We start from the raw sequence: 16,027 nt of genomic DNA, 5'->3' as shown, positions 1-16,027 counted from the left end.
GCTGCGCGGTGTGACGGCCCCTGCCGCGTGCGGGGCTTGGCGGTGTCGGGGGGTGGGGCGGTGCCCCGCACGAGGATCTCCTCGGCTCGCGCCGGGCGGCCGCGGTTCTGCCGTTCGGCCTGGGTTGCGCGCTCGTCCTGCGGAGACCCTCCTGCGTGTCCCCACCCCACGGCAGCGCTCCGGCAAGTACCCGGGAAGCCCCTGGCACGGCCCGGCCGAGGGGGGTGGGGACGTGGCGGGGTGTCCCCGCAGGACGAGCGCGCAACCCCCGGGCCACAACCGAGACATCCCCGCACGCGCCGAGCCGAGGAGACACCCCGGCGGCGGCCCCACACCCCGACCGAACCGATCCCGCCGAGCCGAAACCAGCCCCCCACCCCGCCGAGCACCCCGCAGGGGAGGGGTCGAGGGGACACCGCGGTGGCGTCCCCGTACCCCGACGGGTCGGCCCGGTCGCGCCGAAACAAGCCCCCCACCCCGCCGAGCACCCCGCAGGGGCCCGGCGGCCCCGTACCCCGACCGGACCGATCCCGCCGCGCCGAAACAAGCCCCCCACCTCGCCGAGCACCCCGCAGGGGCCCGGCGGCCCCGTACCCCGACCAGGTCGGCCCGGTCGCGCCGAAACAAGCCCCCCACCTCGCCGAGGACCCCGCAGGGGCCCGGCGGCCCCGTACCCCGACCAGGTCGGCCCGGTCGCGCCGGAGCAAGCCCCCCACTTCGCCGAGGACCTCGATCCCGCTGCGCCGGAGCGAGCCACTCACTCTGCCGAGCGCCCTGCGGGGAGGGGGCGAGGGGACACCCCGCAGGGACCTCGCACGCCGCCCGAACCGACCCGGCCGAGCCGGAGCCCCCACCCCGCCGAGCACCCCGCAGGGGCCCGGTTCGGGTGGTATGTGACGCTTGAGCCGTGCGCATCCTCGTGGTCGAAGACGAACAGAACCTCGCCGAGTCCCTGCGGCGCGGCCTGTCCGCCGACGGGCACCTGGTCGACGTCGCGCACGACGGCCACCGCGGCCTGGACCTGGCCCTCGCCGGCGGCCCGTACGACGTCGTCCTGCTCGACCTGATGCTCCCGGGTCCAGGCGGCCACGCCATCTGCACGCGGATGCGCTCCCACGGCGACACCACCCCCGTCCTGATGCTCACCGCCAAGGACGGCGAGCACGACGAGGCCGAGGGGCTGGACGCCGGCGCCGACGACTACCTCACCAAACCGTTCTCCTTCGTGGTCCTGGCCGCCCGGATCCGGGCGCTCGCCCGCCGCGCCGGAGCCGGCGACCGCGGCACCCTGCAGGCCGGCGACCTCGTCCTGGACCCGCGCGGCCGCCGCTGCCGCCGCGGCGAACGGGACATCGAGCTCACCGCCCGCGAACTCGGCGTGCTCGCCTGCCTGATGGAGCAGCCCGGCCGCGCCGTCGCCAAACAGGACATCCTGGACGAGGTCTGGGACACCCCGCAGGACATCGACCCGAACATCGTCGAGGTGTACGTCTCCTCGCTGCGCAAGAAGATCGACGCCCCCTTCGGCCGCCGCTCCATCCGCACCGTCCACGGCACCGGCTACCGGATGGCCCCCGACGGTGGCTAGGCGACCGGGGATCCGGGCGCGCACCGCCGCGGCCGCCGCCCTCGCCATGGCCGCGGTGCTGGCCGCCGGCGGGCTGTGGCTGCACGCCCTGCTGCGGGCCAACCTCCTCGACAACACCACCGGCCGCACCGAGCTCGCCGCCCTCAGGGCCGCCGCCCAGCTCGACTCCCGCACCCCGCCGCCCGGCGGACGGCTGCCCGCGCCCGAGAACGGCGTGGACCTGGTCCTCGTACGCGACTCCGCCGGCCGGACCGTTGCCGCGACCGGCGGCGACCCGCGGCACGCCCCCGGCCTGGACGGCGCACCGCACCCCGGCCCCGGGGAGGACTCCCGCGCGGCCGTACTCCCGCCCGAGCACCCCGGCGGGCACCGGCGCGCGGTGGTAGCCGTCGCGGCGCCCGGCGGGCACACGGTGTACGCGATGACCGTGCTCGGCGACGTCGACGACGCGACCCGGGCCGTCGCCGTCGGGCTGCTGGCGGGCGCGCCCCCGCTGATCGGCTTCGCCGCGGCCCTGGCCTGGTGGGTGACCGGCCGCGCGCTGCGCCCGGTGGACGCCATCCGCACCGAGCTGGCGTCGGTGAGCGCCAGCGAGCTGGACCGCCGGGTCCCGGACCCCGGCGGGGCGGACGAGATCGCGCAGCTGGCCCGGACCGTCAATGCCACCCTCGACCGGCTGGAGCGCTCCGACGCCCGGCAGCGGCAGTTCACCGCGGACGCCTCGCACGAGCTGCGCAATCCGCTGGCAGCCGTACGGTCCCGGCTGGAGGTGGCGCTGGCGGCGGACCGCCCCGACCGCGAGTCGGTCGCGGCCGCTCTGGCCGAAACCGAGCGGCTGCAGCGGATCGCGGCGGACCTGCTGCTGCTGGCCCGCCTCGACGGCGGGCCGCCGCCCCGGACCGAGCCGGTGGACCTGGCGCTGCTGGCCGCGGAGGACGTGGCCCGCCGGGGCGGCGCCCGGGTCGCGCTACGGCTGGACGCGCGGGCGCCCGTACCGGCGGCCGGGGACCCGCCGCGGCTGGAGCGGGCGCTGGCCAACCTGGTGGACAACGCCCTGCGGCACGCCCGCTCCGAGGTCGCGGTCCGGGCGGCCGAGGAGGACGGATGGGCGGTGCTGGAGGTCACGGACGACGGCCCGGGCATCCCGGACGCGGACCGGGACCGGGTCTTCGAGCGGTTCGTACGGCTGGACGCGGACCGCAGCCGGGCCTGCGGCGGCACCGGCCTCGGCCTGGCCATCGCCCGGGAGATCGCGCGGGCGCACGGGGGCGACGTACGCGCGCTGCCGGCGCCCGCCGGGGGCGCGCGGCTGGTGCTGCGGATCCGGTAGCGGGGCGGGGCCGGGGGCGTGGGGCCGGGGGGCGTGGGGCGACGTGGGGCGGCAGGCCTGAACGCCCCTTCAGGAACCTCAGGATTCCTTCAGCGGGCCTGCCCCACCATCGACTGGCATGAGCGCGCACCGGAGGAAGACGACGACCCGACGCCGCCCCCCGTCCCGCCGTCGGCGGCTGGTCCGCACGCTGCTGGTCGCGACCTGCACGCTGGCGGTGATGGCCGGCGGGGGCGCCTGGTACCTGTATCGGGACCTGGCCGCCGGAATCGGCAGCTCCAAGGCCCTCGAAGGAGCCGAGAAGTCGAGGTTCGGCGACACCAACATCCTGCTCATCGGCCTGGACAGCCGCCGGGACCAGAACGGCGAGGAACTGCCCGAGGAGGTCCTCGACCAGCTGCACGCCGGCAGTTCGGACATCGGGGGCTACAACGCCAACACCCTGATCCTGCTGCACGTGCCGGGGGACGGCAGCCGGGCGAAGGCCTTCTCGGTGCCGCGCGACGACTTCGTCGACATACCCGGCCACGGCAAGGACAAGATCAAGAAGGCGTACGGGCTGGCGAAGGCCCGGAAGGAGGGGCAGCTCGCCGCAGCGGGCGTGAAGGACTCCCGGCAGCTGGAACGGGAGGGCCGGGAGGCGGGGCGGGCGGCCCAGATCGCGACGGTGCGCGCCTTCCTGGGGGTGCCGGTCGATCACTTCGCCGAGCTGAATCTGGCCGGTTTCCACCACCTCGCGGACGCGCTGGGCGGCGTACCGGTGTGCCTGAACAAGGCGGTCAAGGACCGGTACTCGGGAGCCGACTTCCCGGCCGGCCCGCAGACCCTCGACGGCCGGCAGTCGCTCGCCTTCGTGCGCCAGCGGCACGGCCTGGACGGCGGCGACCTGGACCGGACGAAGCGGCAGCAGGCCTTCCTCGCGGGTGCGACGAAGAAGCTGAACTCGGCCGGGACCTTCACGGACCCGGCGAAGCTGATCAAGCTGATCGACGCCGCGAAACAGGACGTGGTGACCGACCAGGGGTGGGACCTGCTGTCGTTCGTGAAGCAGGCGAAGAGCCTGTCCGGCGGCAGGGTGCAGTTCACGACGCTCCCCGTCGAGCGCTTCGGAAGGAACCTCGGGGAGGACATCAACGTCGTAGATGATATGAAGATAAAGCGCCTCATTGCAGAGCAGATCGGACCCAAGGCTTCCGCAAGCCCCGGCGCGCCGAGCGCCCCGGCGAGCGAGCCCGGCGCACCCGGCTCCGCACAGGGGGCGCGCGAGGCATCACCCCCACCGGCCTCCTCACCCTCCCCCAAGGACGGCGGCGGCATCCCGTGCGTGGACTGAGGCCCCTGACGACGGCGGGCGCACGCCGCCGCACCGAAGCGCTGCTCCTGGTCCTCGTCATCGTCATCGCCGTCTTCGGGCACGCCGCCGCAGGCCTCGCGATGAACGACGAGCTCCCGCCCAACCTCGCCGACTTCACCATCTCCATGACCCTGCTGGCACTGGTGGGCCACCTCGGCGTGCGCCGCTTCGCGGCCTACGCGGATCCGCTGGTCTTCCCGCTCGCCATGCTGCTCACCGGGCTGGGGCTCGTACTGATCCACCGGCTCGACCAGGGCTACATCGAGCGGTGGAACTCGGACGCCAACGCCCCGGGCCAGCTGCTGTGGACGGTGGTCGGGGTCGCCGCGTGCATCGCGATGCTGGGACTGCTGCGCGACCACCGGCTGCTGCAGCGGTTCATCTACATCACGATGGCGGTCGCGCTGGTGCTGCTGATCGCACCGGCGTTCTTCGGCGCCGACACGTACGGCGCCAAGCGGTGGATCATCCTCTTCGGCTTCTCGATCCAGCCCGGCGAGTTCGTGAAGATCATGATCGCGATCTTCTTCGCCGGCTACCTGGTGATCCACCGCGACTCGCTGGCCCTGACGGGCCGGAAGTTCCTCGGCATGCGGCTGCCCCCGATGCGCCAGCTCGGACCCATCATCACCGTGTGGATCCTCTCGATGCTGGTGCTGGTCTTCGAGCGGGACCTCGGCACGTCGCTGATCTTCTTCGGCGTCTTCGTGGTGATGCTGTACGTCGCCACCGAGCGCACCAGCTGGATCGTGTGCGGCCTGCTCATGGCCTCGGCGGGCGCCTTCGTGGTCGGCTCGACGGAGCCGCACGTCAAAGCGCGCGTGGCGGCCTGGCTGAACCCGCTCTCCGTCTACTGGGAGAACCCTCCCCCGGGCGTCACCTCGGACCAGTCGGCGCAGGCGCTCTTCAGCTTCGGCACGGGCGGCATCTCCGGGACCGGCCTCGGCATGGGACACCCCGAGCTGATCAAGTTCGCCGGGCGCAGCGACTTCATCCTCACCACCGTGGGCGAAGAACTCGGCCTGGCCGGGGTCATGGCCGTACTGGTCCTCTACGCACTCCTCGTGCAGCGCGGCCTGCGGATGGCACTCGGCGCCCGCGACCCCTTCGGCAAGCTGCTGGCGGTGGGCCTGGCCGCGGCGTTGGCCCTGCAGGTCTTCGTGGTCGCCGGAGGCGTCACCGGCCTGATCCCCCTGACGGGCAAGGCCCTGCCCTTCCTGGCCAAGGGCGGCTCGTCCCTCCTGGCCAACTGGATCATGATCGCCCTCCTCCTCCGCATCAGCGACAGCGCGGAACGACAACGCGAGGCGGACGCCCAAGACCCGGCGGAAACGACGATCACACCGGTGGTGCGGGTGTAGGGATCGGGGCACGGCGGAAGCCGATGGGGCGGGGGCTGGGAAGCGCGGGGTAGTGGCGTGCGAGCGGTGCCTCAGCGGGTCGGGACCGGCAGCACGCGGGGGGTGCGGGGGGGTGTTTGAGCGGGGCGGCATCAGTGACGTGCTGGGGGTTTCCCGTCCGTCCTATCGTCTTCCGTGTCGGGCCGGTCCCTCAAGGGCGCTCGTTCCTCGCGTCGCTTCGCGATGTCGCTGCGCTCCACCCTTGACCGCCCGTCCCGCCCCGGAAAATCGAGGACAGCCGGGAAGCCCCCAGAAGAACGGGCCGGGGGAGAAGACACCATCGGGGCGTCGGAGAGGCCCGGGCAGAGCCCGTGCGCTCCAGATCGCTACGCGGTCCTGCCCGTCGGCGTCCGCAGGCCTCTTGGGCTGGGCATAAGCCGCCATCGATGGCGAGGCGCTTCTCGATCACGCGACTGCAGTTCGGCTGGGGCTGGTCATAAGCCGCAGACGCCCTGATGCGCCCGCCTTGGACGGCGTCTGCGGGCGGTTTGGGGGAAGGACGAGCGCCAGATGACGGCTGAGGCGATGCCCATCCAGGTCTGGGGTATGTCCCGCCGAACCGGGAAGGCGCTAGGTGCGGCCCGCCGTGATTAGGCTGACCGCATGACGATTCGCGCTGTGGTTTTCGACGTTGGCGAGTGCCTCGTGGACGAGACCAGGGAGTACGGGACATGGGCCGACTGGCTGGGAGTCCCCCGCCATACCTTCGCAGCGATGTTCGGCGCCGTCATCACCCAAGGGCGCGACTACCGGGAGGTGTTCCAGCCCTTCAAGCCCGGCTTCGACCTGACGGCCGAGCGCGAGGCCCGCGCCGCGGCGGGTCAGCCCGAGCACTTCGACGAGAGCGACCTCTATCCTGACGTCCGGCCGGCCCTCACGGCACTACGCGAGGCAGGTCTCTGGCTGGGCATCGCAGGGAACCAGACGGTGCGGGCAGGTGGGATCCTGCGCTCGCTGTTCGCCGATGACGTCGACCTCATCGGGACGTCGGACGACTGGGGCGCCAGCAAGCCGGATCCCGAGTTCTTCGTCCGCGTCGCAAAGGTTGTCCCGTTCGCCCCGGAAGAGATCCTCTACGTCGGCGACCGCGTCGACAACGATCTCCGCCCAGGCTACGCGGCGGGCATGCACACCGCGCTCATCCGCCGCGGCCCGTGGGCAACGATCCAGTGGGACAGCTCTGAGGCGTTGGAACTTCCGACGTTCCGGATCGAATCCCTCGAAGAGCTGCCGACCCGGATCACAGAATTCAATTCGTCAGAGCGCTGACCACCGAACCCCATCCGTACAGACGGTCGTCGAGTTCGCGGACGCATCGCTCGTGCTGCCACGGTACGAGCGCGCGCCTCACGTCACGGACGCGCTCCAGCCCCGTCGCGTACCAGTGGGATTCGAGCAGGTCGAGCGCGCGCAATGCATACCCTGCGGCGGCCTCCGGCTTGCGCGCAGCAGCTTCTACCGCCCCTAGGTCGCCTAGGATCACCGTCCGCTGCTTGTCGGAATCGGCAGGCAGCTCGGCCAGCGCGCGGAGCAGTGTTTCCCGGGCTTGCGGCAGACGCCCCGCCTTGAGCTCGGTATTGCCCTTGAACGCGGCCAGCCTCACGACCGAGAACCAGTCCATCCACTCCGGGCTCGCGTACGCGCCTCCGGCAGTGAGCACATCCTCGCCGTGGGCGATCAGGTTGAGCGCCGTCCGTGTGTTGCCACAGCGGGTCTCGCATTCGGCCTCGACTGCGTCCAGCCATGCCAGGAACTCTGCGGAGGCCGGTGCCCGGCGGGCGTAGGTACGGGCTGCGATCATCCGCTCCGAGGCCGCGAGCTGGTCCCCTGACCATCCCGGTACGAAGGCCATGTGCGCCAGGATCGCGCTGCCGAGGAGCGGGTCGTCGGCCTCGCCCGCCGCCTGCAGGGCCTGCACCCAGGTGTCTCGCGCGCGCTCGGGTGCGCGTTGGTCGAAGAACTCGATCCGCCCTGCGAGAAGGTGGCTCTCCGCCAAGGCGGCGGCCAAGGTCTGGTGCGTCTGTCCGGCTGTGGCGGGGAGCAAAACCTCCCCGAGTCCTGCATGTGCGACGACGGCCGGGTGGAGTGTGGCGGGCGCGACGCTCCAATAGAGCTGCCGGTGGGCGCGAGTGACCGCGAGATAGTCCGATGCGACGGTCGCGGGCTGCATTGCGTTCTGGCTCCGGACCGCGCCTCGGGCCGGCGGTGCCAGGCGGGTGGGCGAAAGCCCGTACTCCGCAGTGCCGGGACGCGGCTCGAAGCCAAGCTGCTCCATGTCCTGCCCCAGGAGTTCTTGGAGTGCGCGGCGGGCTTCGGGGTACGGCCAGGGCGGCGTTTCGGACTCCCACCGTTGCACCTGCTTGATACCGACGTTCACGCCTCTGCGAGCCAGGGCGTCGATGAGGTCTTGCTGGGACCGGTATCCGGCGGCCAAGCGGGCGGCGCGTAGACGCGTGTTGCCCGTAGGACGTGGCATCTCATCCTCCTTGTGAAAGCGGGATGTGCCCACTGTCCCAGGACGTCGCATCTGTTGCCCATGATTCACCGCATCGAGCGCACAGAAGTCCTTTTATGCGACGCCAGAAGTCCCCGAGAGGTCCTCGGCAAGCGACCTTTACGAGTCCAGTCTTGACTCACCACCCGCTACCAACAGGAGGGAGCAGCACCGTGACGAGCCCCACCCCTCGCGGCGTTTGGAGCCTCGACATCCCGGACAGTCCGAGCGTCGGATTCGCCGCTGTCCAGCAGCCCAGTCCCGAACTCCTGGCTCGCGCGCAGGCCGGCTTCGAGCGTTTCACCGCCGCCAGCGGGGTCGAGAGCGATGAGTGAGCGGTACGAATACGTGCCGCACCTGCTCCTGCGGCGCCGTGTCCGTGACATCGCTTCCGGCGCCGAAGGCGAGTTGATGGCCGTGATCAACGAGAACGTCTCGGAAGCCGGCCTCGAATGCTGGGTGGAACTGGCCTACATCCGTGGCGCATCCGGGCGGGAGTTCACCACCTCGGTCGCCAACATCGTGCCTGCCTGTTCGGCCGCGTCACGCCAGACGTGAGTCATTTTCTGCAGACGGCATTCGCTGTGGGTCGACGTGCGCGGGGTGGCGCTCGGCGAGCAGTCGCTTGCGCTTGCGGTGGCGGGTGCGGCGGACGGCGGTGACGAGGACGATGGCGGCGCAGAGGACGATGCCGAGGACGGCGAGAGCGACGGCCAGTGCCAGCCAGCCCGCAAGCGCGAAAAAGCCTCCGGCGTCCCCGATGGCGTACTTGGATTCCGCGTGGGACGAACAGGTGACCTCGAAGTCGCCCGCTCGGGAGACGTCGATGGTGTAGAGCGGGTTCCAGGTCTCGTGACGGGTGAGGAACACGTCGACTCCCGGACCGGTGAGGCGGGGGTCGCCCGGCCCGGTGACGCTGCACTTCGCGGAGGCGATCGGGCCGAATTCCTCGTCCCTGATCCAGATGGACTTCTCGCTCCCCGGATCGAGCCGGAGGGTGACGGTCCTGCCGTTGGCGAACGGATGGCCGGTGTCCACCGCCTGGGTCGCGCTGTTGAACCGGAGCACACCGATCACCGCGGCCATCAGGATCAGCACGACGGCGATCGCGCCTGCTGCGACGTACCAGCGACGGCTGGGCCGGAGTTCGTTCGCCGGTATCCGCGGCGGTGGGGAGGGCTTCACCGGCACACCCTAGATCGTTCTGTCCGCCGACGGTCGCCGGGCCCCGCACGGGCGGTCCCGCCCGTCAGGCGTCGAAGTCGTATTCCAGGATGTAGGAGGCGGAGTCCAGGGTCATTTCGTTGACCTCGACGGCTCGGCCGTCCTCGGCGAACGCGGTGCGGACGATGCGGATGACGGGCGTGCCCATCGTGAGGGAGAGCCGGTCGGCCTCTTCGGCGGACGGCATGCGGGAGCGGATCTCCTCGCGGAAGTGGACCGGGCCGTGGCCCAGCTCGGCCAGCCGGGCGTACGTCCCGCCCGGGCCCGTCTCGTGCTGGGTGATGGGCGAACCGGCGACGACGTCCGACGGCAGGTAGGAGGTCGCGAAGAGCACCGGCTTGCCGTCGAGCACGAAGCGGCGGCTGCGCGCCCACACCTGGGTTCCCGGTGTGATGCCGAGCGCGTCGCAGACGCGGTCGTCCGCCTCTTCTTCGCGTACGTCGATCTGGTCGACGACCAGCTCCCGGTCCTCGGAGTCCGTCGACCAGATGGAGCGGCCCGCACCCCACGTCTCCTGCGCCAGCCGCTGAAGACCGCGCCGCCGCAGGGGTCTGAACGCCCGGACGAAGACCCCGGCACCCTTCCGCGCCTCGGCGAGGCCTTCGTTCTGCAGGACGCCGAGGGCCTGGCGGGCGGTCATCCGGGCGACCTCGTAGGCGGCCATGAGGTCGTTCTCACCCGGCAGCCGGTCGCCCGGGCCGTATTCGCCGGCCTGGATGGACTTCCTCAGCGCGTCGGCGATCCGCTGGTACTTCGGCTGCCGAGTAGCGCCCTGGCTGGTCATGAGAACGATCACTCCCTTTCCTCTCCAGACACCCTAGGGCGAGAGGTGGGCCACCGCACGCATCAGCCCGGGAGCCCATTCGGGCGCAGTTCTCTAGAGAGGTGTTGCGAACGGAAGGCGGATCCGGTGTAGTGGAAATGTCTCTGGAGAGGCTGCCGTTGAAGGGGTGGTCTGCATGCCTCAGCACCGTGACGTCCGGTGAGCGAGCGCTACGAGCACGTGCCGCACCACCTGCTGCACCGACGCGTTCGCGACATCGCTTCCGGTGTCGAGGGCGAGCTGATGGCCGTGGTCAACGAGAACGTCTCGGACGCCCCCACCGAGCACTGGGTGGAGCTCGCCTACATCCGCGGCGCGTCCGGACTGGAGTTCACCACGTCGGCCGCCAACGTCGAGCCCGCAGACTGAGCCCCACCCCATCGGTCACGGGCCGAGGTACTCGAGGACGCCGCCGTGCGGGTGCCGGGCACTCCGGCAGGTACCGGACGGGCACGGTGTCGCCGACGGCGTGGGGCGCATGGGCCACCAGCTCGGCACGCACGCCCCGCCCCTCCGGCGTCAGGAATCCCAGGATCAGCCGCCGCTGGCTGGTGGTGTATCCGTCCGAGGAGCGGTTGTGCACCACGTAAGCCTCCAGGCAGCGGGCCTCTGCCACCACCCCTCCCGGATGGTTCTTCGGTTCACCAGCGCCACGCGCACCATGGAGACCAGTCCCGCGACACCCAGGGCGGCAACGGCTCCCGTAAGGATGCGCTGTCGGGCTCAGGGGGTGCGGACGCCCCCCGGCGGGCCGCCGCTAGAGGTAGTCCTCCAGGCGGCCGATCTTGTAGCCCTGCTCCTGGATGCGCTGGAGCATGCGGGTCGTCATCTGGATCTCCGTCGCGCCCTTGAGTTCGGACGGGCCGCGGAAGTGGGCGAGGACGATGTCACCGGGCTGGAGGGCGGAGCCCTGGGCGTACTGGAAGTTGTTGATCTGCATCGACACCCGCCACAGGAGGATCGACGAGACACCGCACTCCGAGGCTGCCCGGAGGGTGTCGTCGTTGTAGTTGCCGAAGGGCGGGCGGAAGAGCGGCGGGCGCCGGCCGAAGCGCTGCTCCAGCTTGTCCTGCTGGCCGCATATCTCCTTCTTCTGCGCCTCGAAGGAGAGGGTCCGCAGGTTCGGGTGGGTCAGCGTGTGGTTGTTCACCGTGCTCGCCGAGCCGTTGTCGCGGAGCTTCTCGAAGTGCCCGTAGTCGGACGAGGCCACGCTGTCCGTCAGGAACATGCTGATCGGCAGCTTGAGGTCGGCCGCCATCTTGAGGAACTCGGGGTCCTTCTCCGCGCCGTCGTCGAAGGTCAGGAAGACTATTTTCTCCCCGGCCGGCAGGGGTATTCGGTCTATCACCGGGACCTTGCCCGCGGCCGCCTTGGGGAGCTGCGGCTTCTGGGCGGGCTTCGGCGCGTACTGGACGGGGGCGGTGAGGCCCCACTTCTTGTACGCCTCGTCGCCCGCGCCGCCCGGCGCGGGCGACGCGGGTGCGGGAGCCGACGCGGACGGCGTCTGCGACGGCTCCTGCGTCGTCTTGCGGCCCAGCCGTTCGATGGGCTCCACACTCTCCCCGCACCCCGTCAGGGAGAGCGCGAGCGCGCCGGCCGCCAGCGTTCCGGCTACCAACCGGCGCACGTACCTCACAAGTAGTCCTCCAGGCGTGCCACGGCGTATCCCTTGTCCGTGACGGTCTTCATGACATGACGGATCATGTCAGGCATCGTGCCCTTCCAGTCCTCCTTGCCCCGGAAGTGCGTGAGGATGATGTCACCGGGGTGCAGGTCACGATCCCACTCGCGGTAGTCCATGCGGTTCGTGAACGCCTCGGCGTTCCACAGCGGGACCGCCTTGATGCCGCAGGACTTCGCCGCCTTGAGGGTGTCGTCGTTGTAGTTGCCGTACGGCGGCCGGAAGAGGGTCGGGCGCTTGCCGAACGTCTTCTGGATGGTGTCCTGCTGGCCGCAGATCTCCTCGCGCTGCTGCTCGTACGACAGCCCGGGCATGTAGCGGTGGTTGAGGGTGTGGTTGTTCAGGGTGACGCCGGCGGCCTGCATCTGCTTGAAGTACGGGTAGTCGTCCTTCACCAGGTAGTCGCTGAGGAAGGCCGTGTACGGGATCTTCAGCTCCTGCATCATCTTCAGGAACTCGGGGTCCTTCTCCGAGCCGTCGTCGATGGTCAGGAAGACGACCTTGTCCTCGGTGGGGACGGTGGTGAAGACCGGGGGCAGTTCGTCCTCTTCGTGGTTCCACACCTCGAAGCCGTCGCGGGTGCTGATGTGCGGCTTCTCCTTCGGCGCCGCGGGGGCGGCGAGCGGCACCTTGCGCAGCCCCCACTTCTTCGCCGCGGCGACGCGCGCCTGCTGCAGCGCCTTGGCCTTCTCGGCGGCGCTGAGCGCGCCCGCGGCGCCCGCCTCGGAACCCTTGGCGGCCTTCGCCTTCTCGGCCTTGTCCGGAGCCCCCGACTGCCCCGAGCCGCATGCCGTGCCGAGGGCGGCTACGAGCAGGGCGGCCACGGCCACCCCGAACCGGCGGCGCGGACCCGCCGCGCGCCGGTGACCCAGTTGCGTCTTATCTTCCCTTTGTCCGACTAGCTGCATAGCAGCGCATCCTGGCATCCGACACGCAGGCTTCCGGGCCGACACCGCGCACCGGTCTGCGACGTTCCTCCGACCGGCCCACACACCCCGTCGCCGACAATGGACCCGTGACCCCCGAAGACTTCGCCGCCCTCCTGGCCCCCGAGGGCCGCGCCCTCCTCGACTCGCTCCGCGACCACGACCCCGCCCAGGAGCTGGCCGTCGCCACCCGGCTGCGCCGCGAGCACCCCGCCGGGCTGGTCTCCGCGGCCCTCGGGCAGGCCCGGCTGCGGCAGCGCGCGGTGGCGAAGTTCGGGGCCGAGGACGCCTTCCGGATGTACTTCACCCCCGGCGGCGGCGAGATGGCCACCCGCGCGTCGGTGGCCTCGTACCGGGCCGAGCGGCTCGCCGCCCTCGGCGTACGCAGCGTGGCGGACCTGTGCTGCGGCATCGGCGGGGACGCCCTCGCCCTGGCCCGGCTCGGCATCCGGGTGCTCGCGGTGGACCGCGACCCGCTGACGGTCGCCGTCGCGCGCGCCAACGCCGAGGCCCTGGGGCTGGCGGACCTGATCGAGGTCCGGGAGGCCGACGTGACGGAGGTGGACACCGCCGGCTACGACGCGGTCTTCATCGACCCGGCCCGGCGCGGGGGCCGCGGGCGGATCTTCGACCCGGAGTCCTACTCACCGCCGCTGTCGTGGGCCGTCGGGACGGCCCGTGCGGCGAAGTACGCGGCCATCAAGATCGCCCCCGGGATCCCGCACGAGGCGGTCCCGGCGGAGGCCGAGGCCGAGTGGATCTCCGACCAGGGGGACGTCAAGGAGGCCGTGCTCTGGTTCGGCACCGCCCCCGGGACCGTGCGCGCCACCCTGCTGCCCGGGCCGCGCGAGCTGCACACCGCCGATCCGCTGCCCGACCCGGAGGCCGGGCCGGTGGGCCGCTGGCTCTACGAGCCCGACGGCGCAGTGATCCGCGCCCATCTGGTCGCCGAGGTCGCCGAGCAGCTGGACGGCCGGCTGATCGACCCGACGATCGCCTACATCACCGCGGACGAGCTGCGGACGACGCCGTACGCGACCGCGTACGAGATCACCGACGTGCTGCCCTTCGGTATGAAGAAGCTGAAGGCCCTGCTGCGCGAGCGCGGGGTCGGGATCCTGACCGTGAAGAAGCGCGGTTCGGCCATCGAGCCCGAGGAGCTGCGTAAGAAGGTCAAGCCGCAGGGCCCGAACTCGGCGACCGTCTTCCTGACCCGGGTGGCGGGCGCCCCCTCGATGCTGATCGGCGCACCGGCGCCGGCCGTGCCGCCCGGGGCGTAGGCGCCCGGGCCGGGGCGCCCCGACGCTCCGGGGTCAGCCCCCCTCGACCTCCACCGACTCGAACCGCCAGCGGTGCACCGCCCGCGTGATCAGGTCGGCGGCCGGCTCGGGCAGCTCGGGCAGGTCCGCCGCGACCCCCTCGGCCGCCTCCCACCAGGTGATGACGAGGACCCGGTCCTGCGGGGCCCGGAACACCTCGCGGCGTACCGGGTCCCGGGCGAGGACCTGGGCGCGGGCCCACTCCAGCAGCTCGTTGCCCCGGCCGTCGGCCGCCCGGGCCTCCCACATCAGCGCGACGGTGCTCACGAGTAGAGGTTGTCCTTGCTCAGCTCGTGCACGTGGTCGTGGTCGTGGTCATGACCGTGACCGTGCGAGTGGCCGTTTCCGTGCGCGTGGCCGTGCGTGTGGGACGTCCCCGGCACGTGCGGGTCCGTGACCGGCAGCGAGGAGTCCGCCGACAGGTCCCAGTCCGAGGGCGGCCGGTTCCGCTTGACCATCTCGGCGCCGAGCGCGGCCACCATCGCCCCGTTGTCCGTGCACAGCTTCGGCCGCGGCACGCGCAGGGTGATGCCCGCGGCGTCGCAGCGCTCCTGGGCGAGCGAGCGCAGCCGCGAGTTGGCCGCCACACCGCCGCCGATCATCAGGTGGTCGACGCCCTCGTCCTTGCACGCCCGGATCGCCTTGCGCGTCAGGACGTCCACGACGGCCTCCTGGAAGGACGCCGCCACATCGCGCACCGGCACCTCCTCGCCCGCGTTGCGCTTCGCCTCGATCCAGCGGGCGACGGCCGTCTTCAGCCCGGAGAAGGAGAAGTCGTACGCGGGGTCGCGCGAGCCCGTCAGGCCGCGCGGGAAGTTGATCGCCTTCGGGTCGCCCTCCTTGGCGAGCCGGTCGATGACCGGGCCGCCGGGGAAGCCCAGCTGGAGCACACGGGCGATCTTGTCGAAGGCCTCGCCCGCGGCGTCGTCGATGGTCGCGCCGAGCGGCCGTACGTCGGAGGTGATGTCGGGGGCCAGCAGCAGCGAGGAGTGCCCGCCGGAGACCAGGAGCGCCATGGTGGGCTCGGGCAGCGGGCCGTGCTCCAGCTGGTCGACGCAGATGTGCGAGGCCAGGTGGTTGACGCCGTAGAGGGGCTTGCCGAGGGCGTACGCGTAGGCCTTGGCGGCCGAGGTGCCCACCAGCAGCGCCCCGGCGAGGCCGGGCCCGGCCGTGACCGCGATGCCGTCGAGGTCGCGGGCGCTGACACCGGCCTCCTTCAGGGCGCGTTCGATGGTGGGGACCATCGCCTCCAGGTGGGCCCGCGAGGCCACCTCGGGCACGACGCCGCCGAAGCGGGCGTGCTCGTCGACGCTCGACGCGATCGCGTCCGCGAGGAGGGTGGTTCCGCGGACGACGCCGACGCCGGTCTCGTCGCAGGACGTCTCGATGCCGAGGACGAGCGGTTCGTCAGCCATTGCTCTCACTGCTCTCAGTTCGTGCTTGTGCGGGGTCGGTCAGTCGCATGACGAGCGCGTCGACGTTGCCCGGCTGGTAGTAGCCGCGCCGGAAGCCGATGGGCTCGAACCCGAAGCGCTCGTAGAGCTTCTGGGCGCGCGTGTTGTCCACGCGCACCTCCAGCAGCACCTCGGCGCATTCGAACGCGGTGGCGGCGCGCAGCAGGTCGGTCAGGAGCCGGGCGCCGAGCCCGGTCCCCCACTGGTCGCGGGCGGCCGCGATGGTCTGTACGTCGGCCAGGTCGCCGGCGGCGGCCAGTCCGGCGTAGCCGACGAGGCGGCCGTCGGGCGTCTCGGCGACGACGTAGCGGCGGGTGGCCTGCGGGCCGCGCGCGTGGGCCAGTTCGGACCAGAACATCCCGGCGGACCAGGCGTCCTCCGGGAAGAGGTCGTGCTCCAGTTCCAGCACCGGTGCGATGTCCCACCAGCGCATC

General features: G+C 71.7%; 17 protein-coding genes. 9 read left to right on the top strand and 8 right to left on the bottom strand.

Annotated features, from left to right (window positions below; all coding sequences use genetic code 11):
• Positions 1-907: 907 nt before the first annotated feature.
• The 5 genes from E6U81_RS09955 (at position 908) to E6U81_RS09935 (ending at position 6,941) form a co-directional block, all read left to right on the top strand.
• Entirely contained in the window at positions 908-1,588 is a 681-nt protein-coding gene (locus tag E6U81_RS09955; RefSeq protein ID WP_136229709.1) for a response regulator transcription factor, read from the top strand.
• Positions 1,581-2,918, top strand: a complete 1,338-nt coding sequence (locus E6U81_RS09950) for a HAMP domain-containing sensor histidine kinase (RefSeq protein ID WP_136229708.1) — start codon at positions 1,581-1,583, stop codon at positions 2,916-2,918. The genes E6U81_RS09955 and E6U81_RS09950 overlap by 8 nt, the downstream gene beginning before the upstream one ends.
• A gap of 118 nt (positions 2,919-3,036) precedes the next feature.
• Complete coding sequence (locus E6U81_RS09945; RefSeq protein WP_136229707.1) at positions 3,037-4,251, top strand: LCP family protein; 1,215 nt, start codon at positions 3,037-3,039, stop codon at positions 4,249-4,251.
• Positions 4,239-5,633: an FtsW/RodA/SpoVE family cell cycle protein gene (locus E6U81_RS09940; RefSeq protein ID WP_136229706.1), complete on the top strand. Its 1,395-nt coding sequence runs from the start codon at positions 4,239-4,241 to the stop codon at positions 5,631-5,633. Before E6U81_RS09945 ends, E6U81_RS09940 begins: the two co-directional genes overlap by 13 nt.
• Positions 5,634-6,275: 642 nt before the next feature.
• Complete coding sequence (locus tag E6U81_RS09935; protein WP_136229705.1) at positions 6,276-6,941, top strand: HAD family hydrolase; 666 nt, start codon at positions 6,276-6,278, stop codon at positions 6,939-6,941.
• Here E6U81_RS09935 and E6U81_RS09930 read toward each other — a convergent pair.
• The gene (locus E6U81_RS09930) at positions 6,922-8,148 is read right to left on the bottom strand and encodes a transcriptional regulator (RefSeq protein WP_136229704.1); all 1,227 of its coding nucleotides are present in this window, start codon (positions 8,146-8,148) and stop codon (positions 6,922-6,924) included. The genes E6U81_RS09935 and E6U81_RS09930 overlap by 20 nt on opposite strands.
• Positions 8,149-8,339: 191 nt before the next feature.
• Here E6U81_RS09930 and E6U81_RS39740 point away from each other — a divergent pair, with 191 nt between their 5' ends.
• On the top strand, positions 8,340-8,501 hold the full coding sequence (locus tag E6U81_RS39740) for a hypothetical protein (protein WP_168714596.1): 162 nt from the start codon (positions 8,340-8,342) through the stop codon (positions 8,499-8,501).
• Positions 8,494-8,724: a hypothetical protein gene (locus E6U81_RS09925; protein ID WP_136229703.1), complete on the top strand. Its 231-nt coding sequence runs from the start codon at positions 8,494-8,496 to the stop codon at positions 8,722-8,724. The genes E6U81_RS39740 and E6U81_RS09925 overlap by 8 nt, the downstream gene beginning before the upstream one ends.
• Here the strand turns inward: E6U81_RS09925 and E6U81_RS09920 are convergent.
• Entirely contained in the window at positions 8,710-9,351 is a 642-nt protein-coding gene (locus E6U81_RS09920; RefSeq protein ID WP_136229702.1) for a hypothetical protein, read from the bottom strand. The genes E6U81_RS09925 and E6U81_RS09920 overlap by 15 nt on opposite strands.
• 64 nt (positions 9,352-9,415) lie before the next feature.
• Positions 9,416-10,174 (bottom strand): GntR family transcriptional regulator, encoded by a 759-nt coding sequence (locus E6U81_RS09915; RefSeq protein WP_136229701.1) that lies wholly within the window; start codon positions 10,172-10,174, stop codon positions 9,416-9,418.
• A gap of 198 nt (positions 10,175-10,372) precedes the next feature.
• Here E6U81_RS09915 and E6U81_RS09910 point away from each other — a divergent pair, with 198 nt between their 5' ends.
• Positions 10,373-10,582, top strand: coding sequence for a hypothetical protein (locus tag E6U81_RS09910; RefSeq protein WP_136229700.1), 210 nt, complete (start codon positions 10,373-10,375; stop codon positions 10,580-10,582).
• Between the two features lie 388 nt (positions 10,583-10,970).
• On the opposite strand, the gene E6U81_RS09905 is transcribed toward E6U81_RS09910, so the two are convergent.
• Both E6U81_RS09905 and E6U81_RS09900 read right to left on the bottom strand, forming a co-directional pair.
• Positions 10,971-11,831: a polysaccharide deacetylase family protein gene (locus tag E6U81_RS09905; RefSeq protein ID WP_136229889.1), complete on the bottom strand. Its 861-nt coding sequence runs from the start codon at positions 11,829-11,831 to the stop codon at positions 10,971-10,973.
• A 14-nt stretch (positions 11,832-11,845) separates the two neighbouring features.
• Positions 11,846-12,724 carry a polysaccharide deacetylase family protein gene (locus tag E6U81_RS09900; protein WP_240803738.1) on the bottom strand — a complete coding sequence of 293 codons (879 nt, stop codon included), beginning with the start codon at positions 12,722-12,724 and terminating at the stop codon, positions 11,846-11,848.
• 185 nt (positions 12,725-12,909) lie between these two features.
• On the opposite strand from E6U81_RS09900, the gene E6U81_RS09895 reads away from it, so the two are divergent.
• Positions 12,910-14,100 carry a methyltransferase domain-containing protein gene (locus E6U81_RS09895; RefSeq protein ID WP_206309890.1) on the top strand — a complete coding sequence of 397 codons (1,191 nt, stop codon included), beginning with the start codon at positions 12,910-12,912 and terminating at the stop codon, positions 14,098-14,100.
• Between the two features lie 33 nt (positions 14,101-14,133).
• Here E6U81_RS09895 and E6U81_RS09890 read toward each other — a convergent pair whose 3' ends face one another.
• The 3 genes from E6U81_RS09890 to rimI are packed head-to-tail and all read right to left on the bottom strand — an operon-like array spanning position 14,134 to position 16,026.
• Entirely contained in the window at positions 14,134-14,406 is a 273-nt protein-coding gene (locus E6U81_RS09890; protein ID WP_206309889.1) for a hypothetical protein, read from the bottom strand.
• Positions 14,403-15,554, bottom strand: a complete 1,152-nt coding sequence (tsaD, locus tag E6U81_RS09885; RefSeq protein ID WP_136229697.1) for a tRNA (adenosine(37)-N6)-threonylcarbamoyltransferase complex transferase subunit TsaD — start codon at positions 15,552-15,554, stop codon at positions 14,403-14,405. Before tsaD ends, E6U81_RS09890 begins: the two co-directional genes overlap by 4 nt.
• On the bottom strand, positions 15,547-16,026 hold the full coding sequence (gene rimI / locus E6U81_RS09880) for a ribosomal protein S18-alanine N-acetyltransferase (RefSeq protein ID WP_030825893.1): 480 nt from the start codon (positions 16,024-16,026) through the stop codon (positions 15,547-15,549). Before rimI ends, tsaD begins: the two co-directional genes overlap by 8 nt.
• Between the last annotated feature and the right edge of the window lies 1 nt (position 16,027).

This window comes from Streptomyces sp. A0592 (genome assembly GCF_004795115.1).
In the GTDB taxonomy this organism is placed as follows: Bacteria; Actinomycetota; Actinomycetes; order Streptomycetales; family Streptomycetaceae; genus Streptomyces; species Streptomyces erythrochromogenes.
This window is presented reverse-complemented; position numbering and strand designations above follow the sequence as displayed.

Excerpts from the sequence above, each read along its gene's own strand:
- E6U81_RS09945 (WP_136229707.1), top strand. The coding sequence starts at position 3,037 with ATGAGCGCGCACCGGAGGAAGACGACGACCCGACGCCGCCCCCCGTCC.
- E6U81_RS09935 (WP_136229705.1), top strand. The coding sequence starts at position 6,276 with ATGACGATTCGCGCTGTGGTTTTCGACGTTGGCGAGTGCCTCGTGGAC.
- E6U81_RS09930 (WP_136229704.1), bottom strand. The coding sequence starts at position 8,148 with ATGCCACGTCCTACGGGCAACACGCGTCTACGCGCCGCCCGCTTGGCC.
- E6U81_RS09925 (WP_136229703.1), top strand. The coding sequence starts at position 8,494 with ATGAGTGAGCGGTACGAATACGTGCCGCACCTGCTCCTGCGGCGCCGT.
- E6U81_RS09915 (WP_136229701.1), bottom strand. The coding sequence starts at position 10,174 with ATGACCAGCCAGGGCGCTACTCGGCAGCCGAAGTACCAGCGGATCGCC.
- tsaD (WP_136229697.1), bottom strand. The coding sequence starts at position 15,554 with ATGGCTGACGAACCGCTCGTCCTCGGCATCGAGACGTCCTGCGACGAG.
- rimI (WP_030825893.1), bottom strand. The coding sequence starts at position 16,026 with ATGCGCTGGTGGGACATCGCACCGGTGCTGGAACTGGAGCACGACCTC.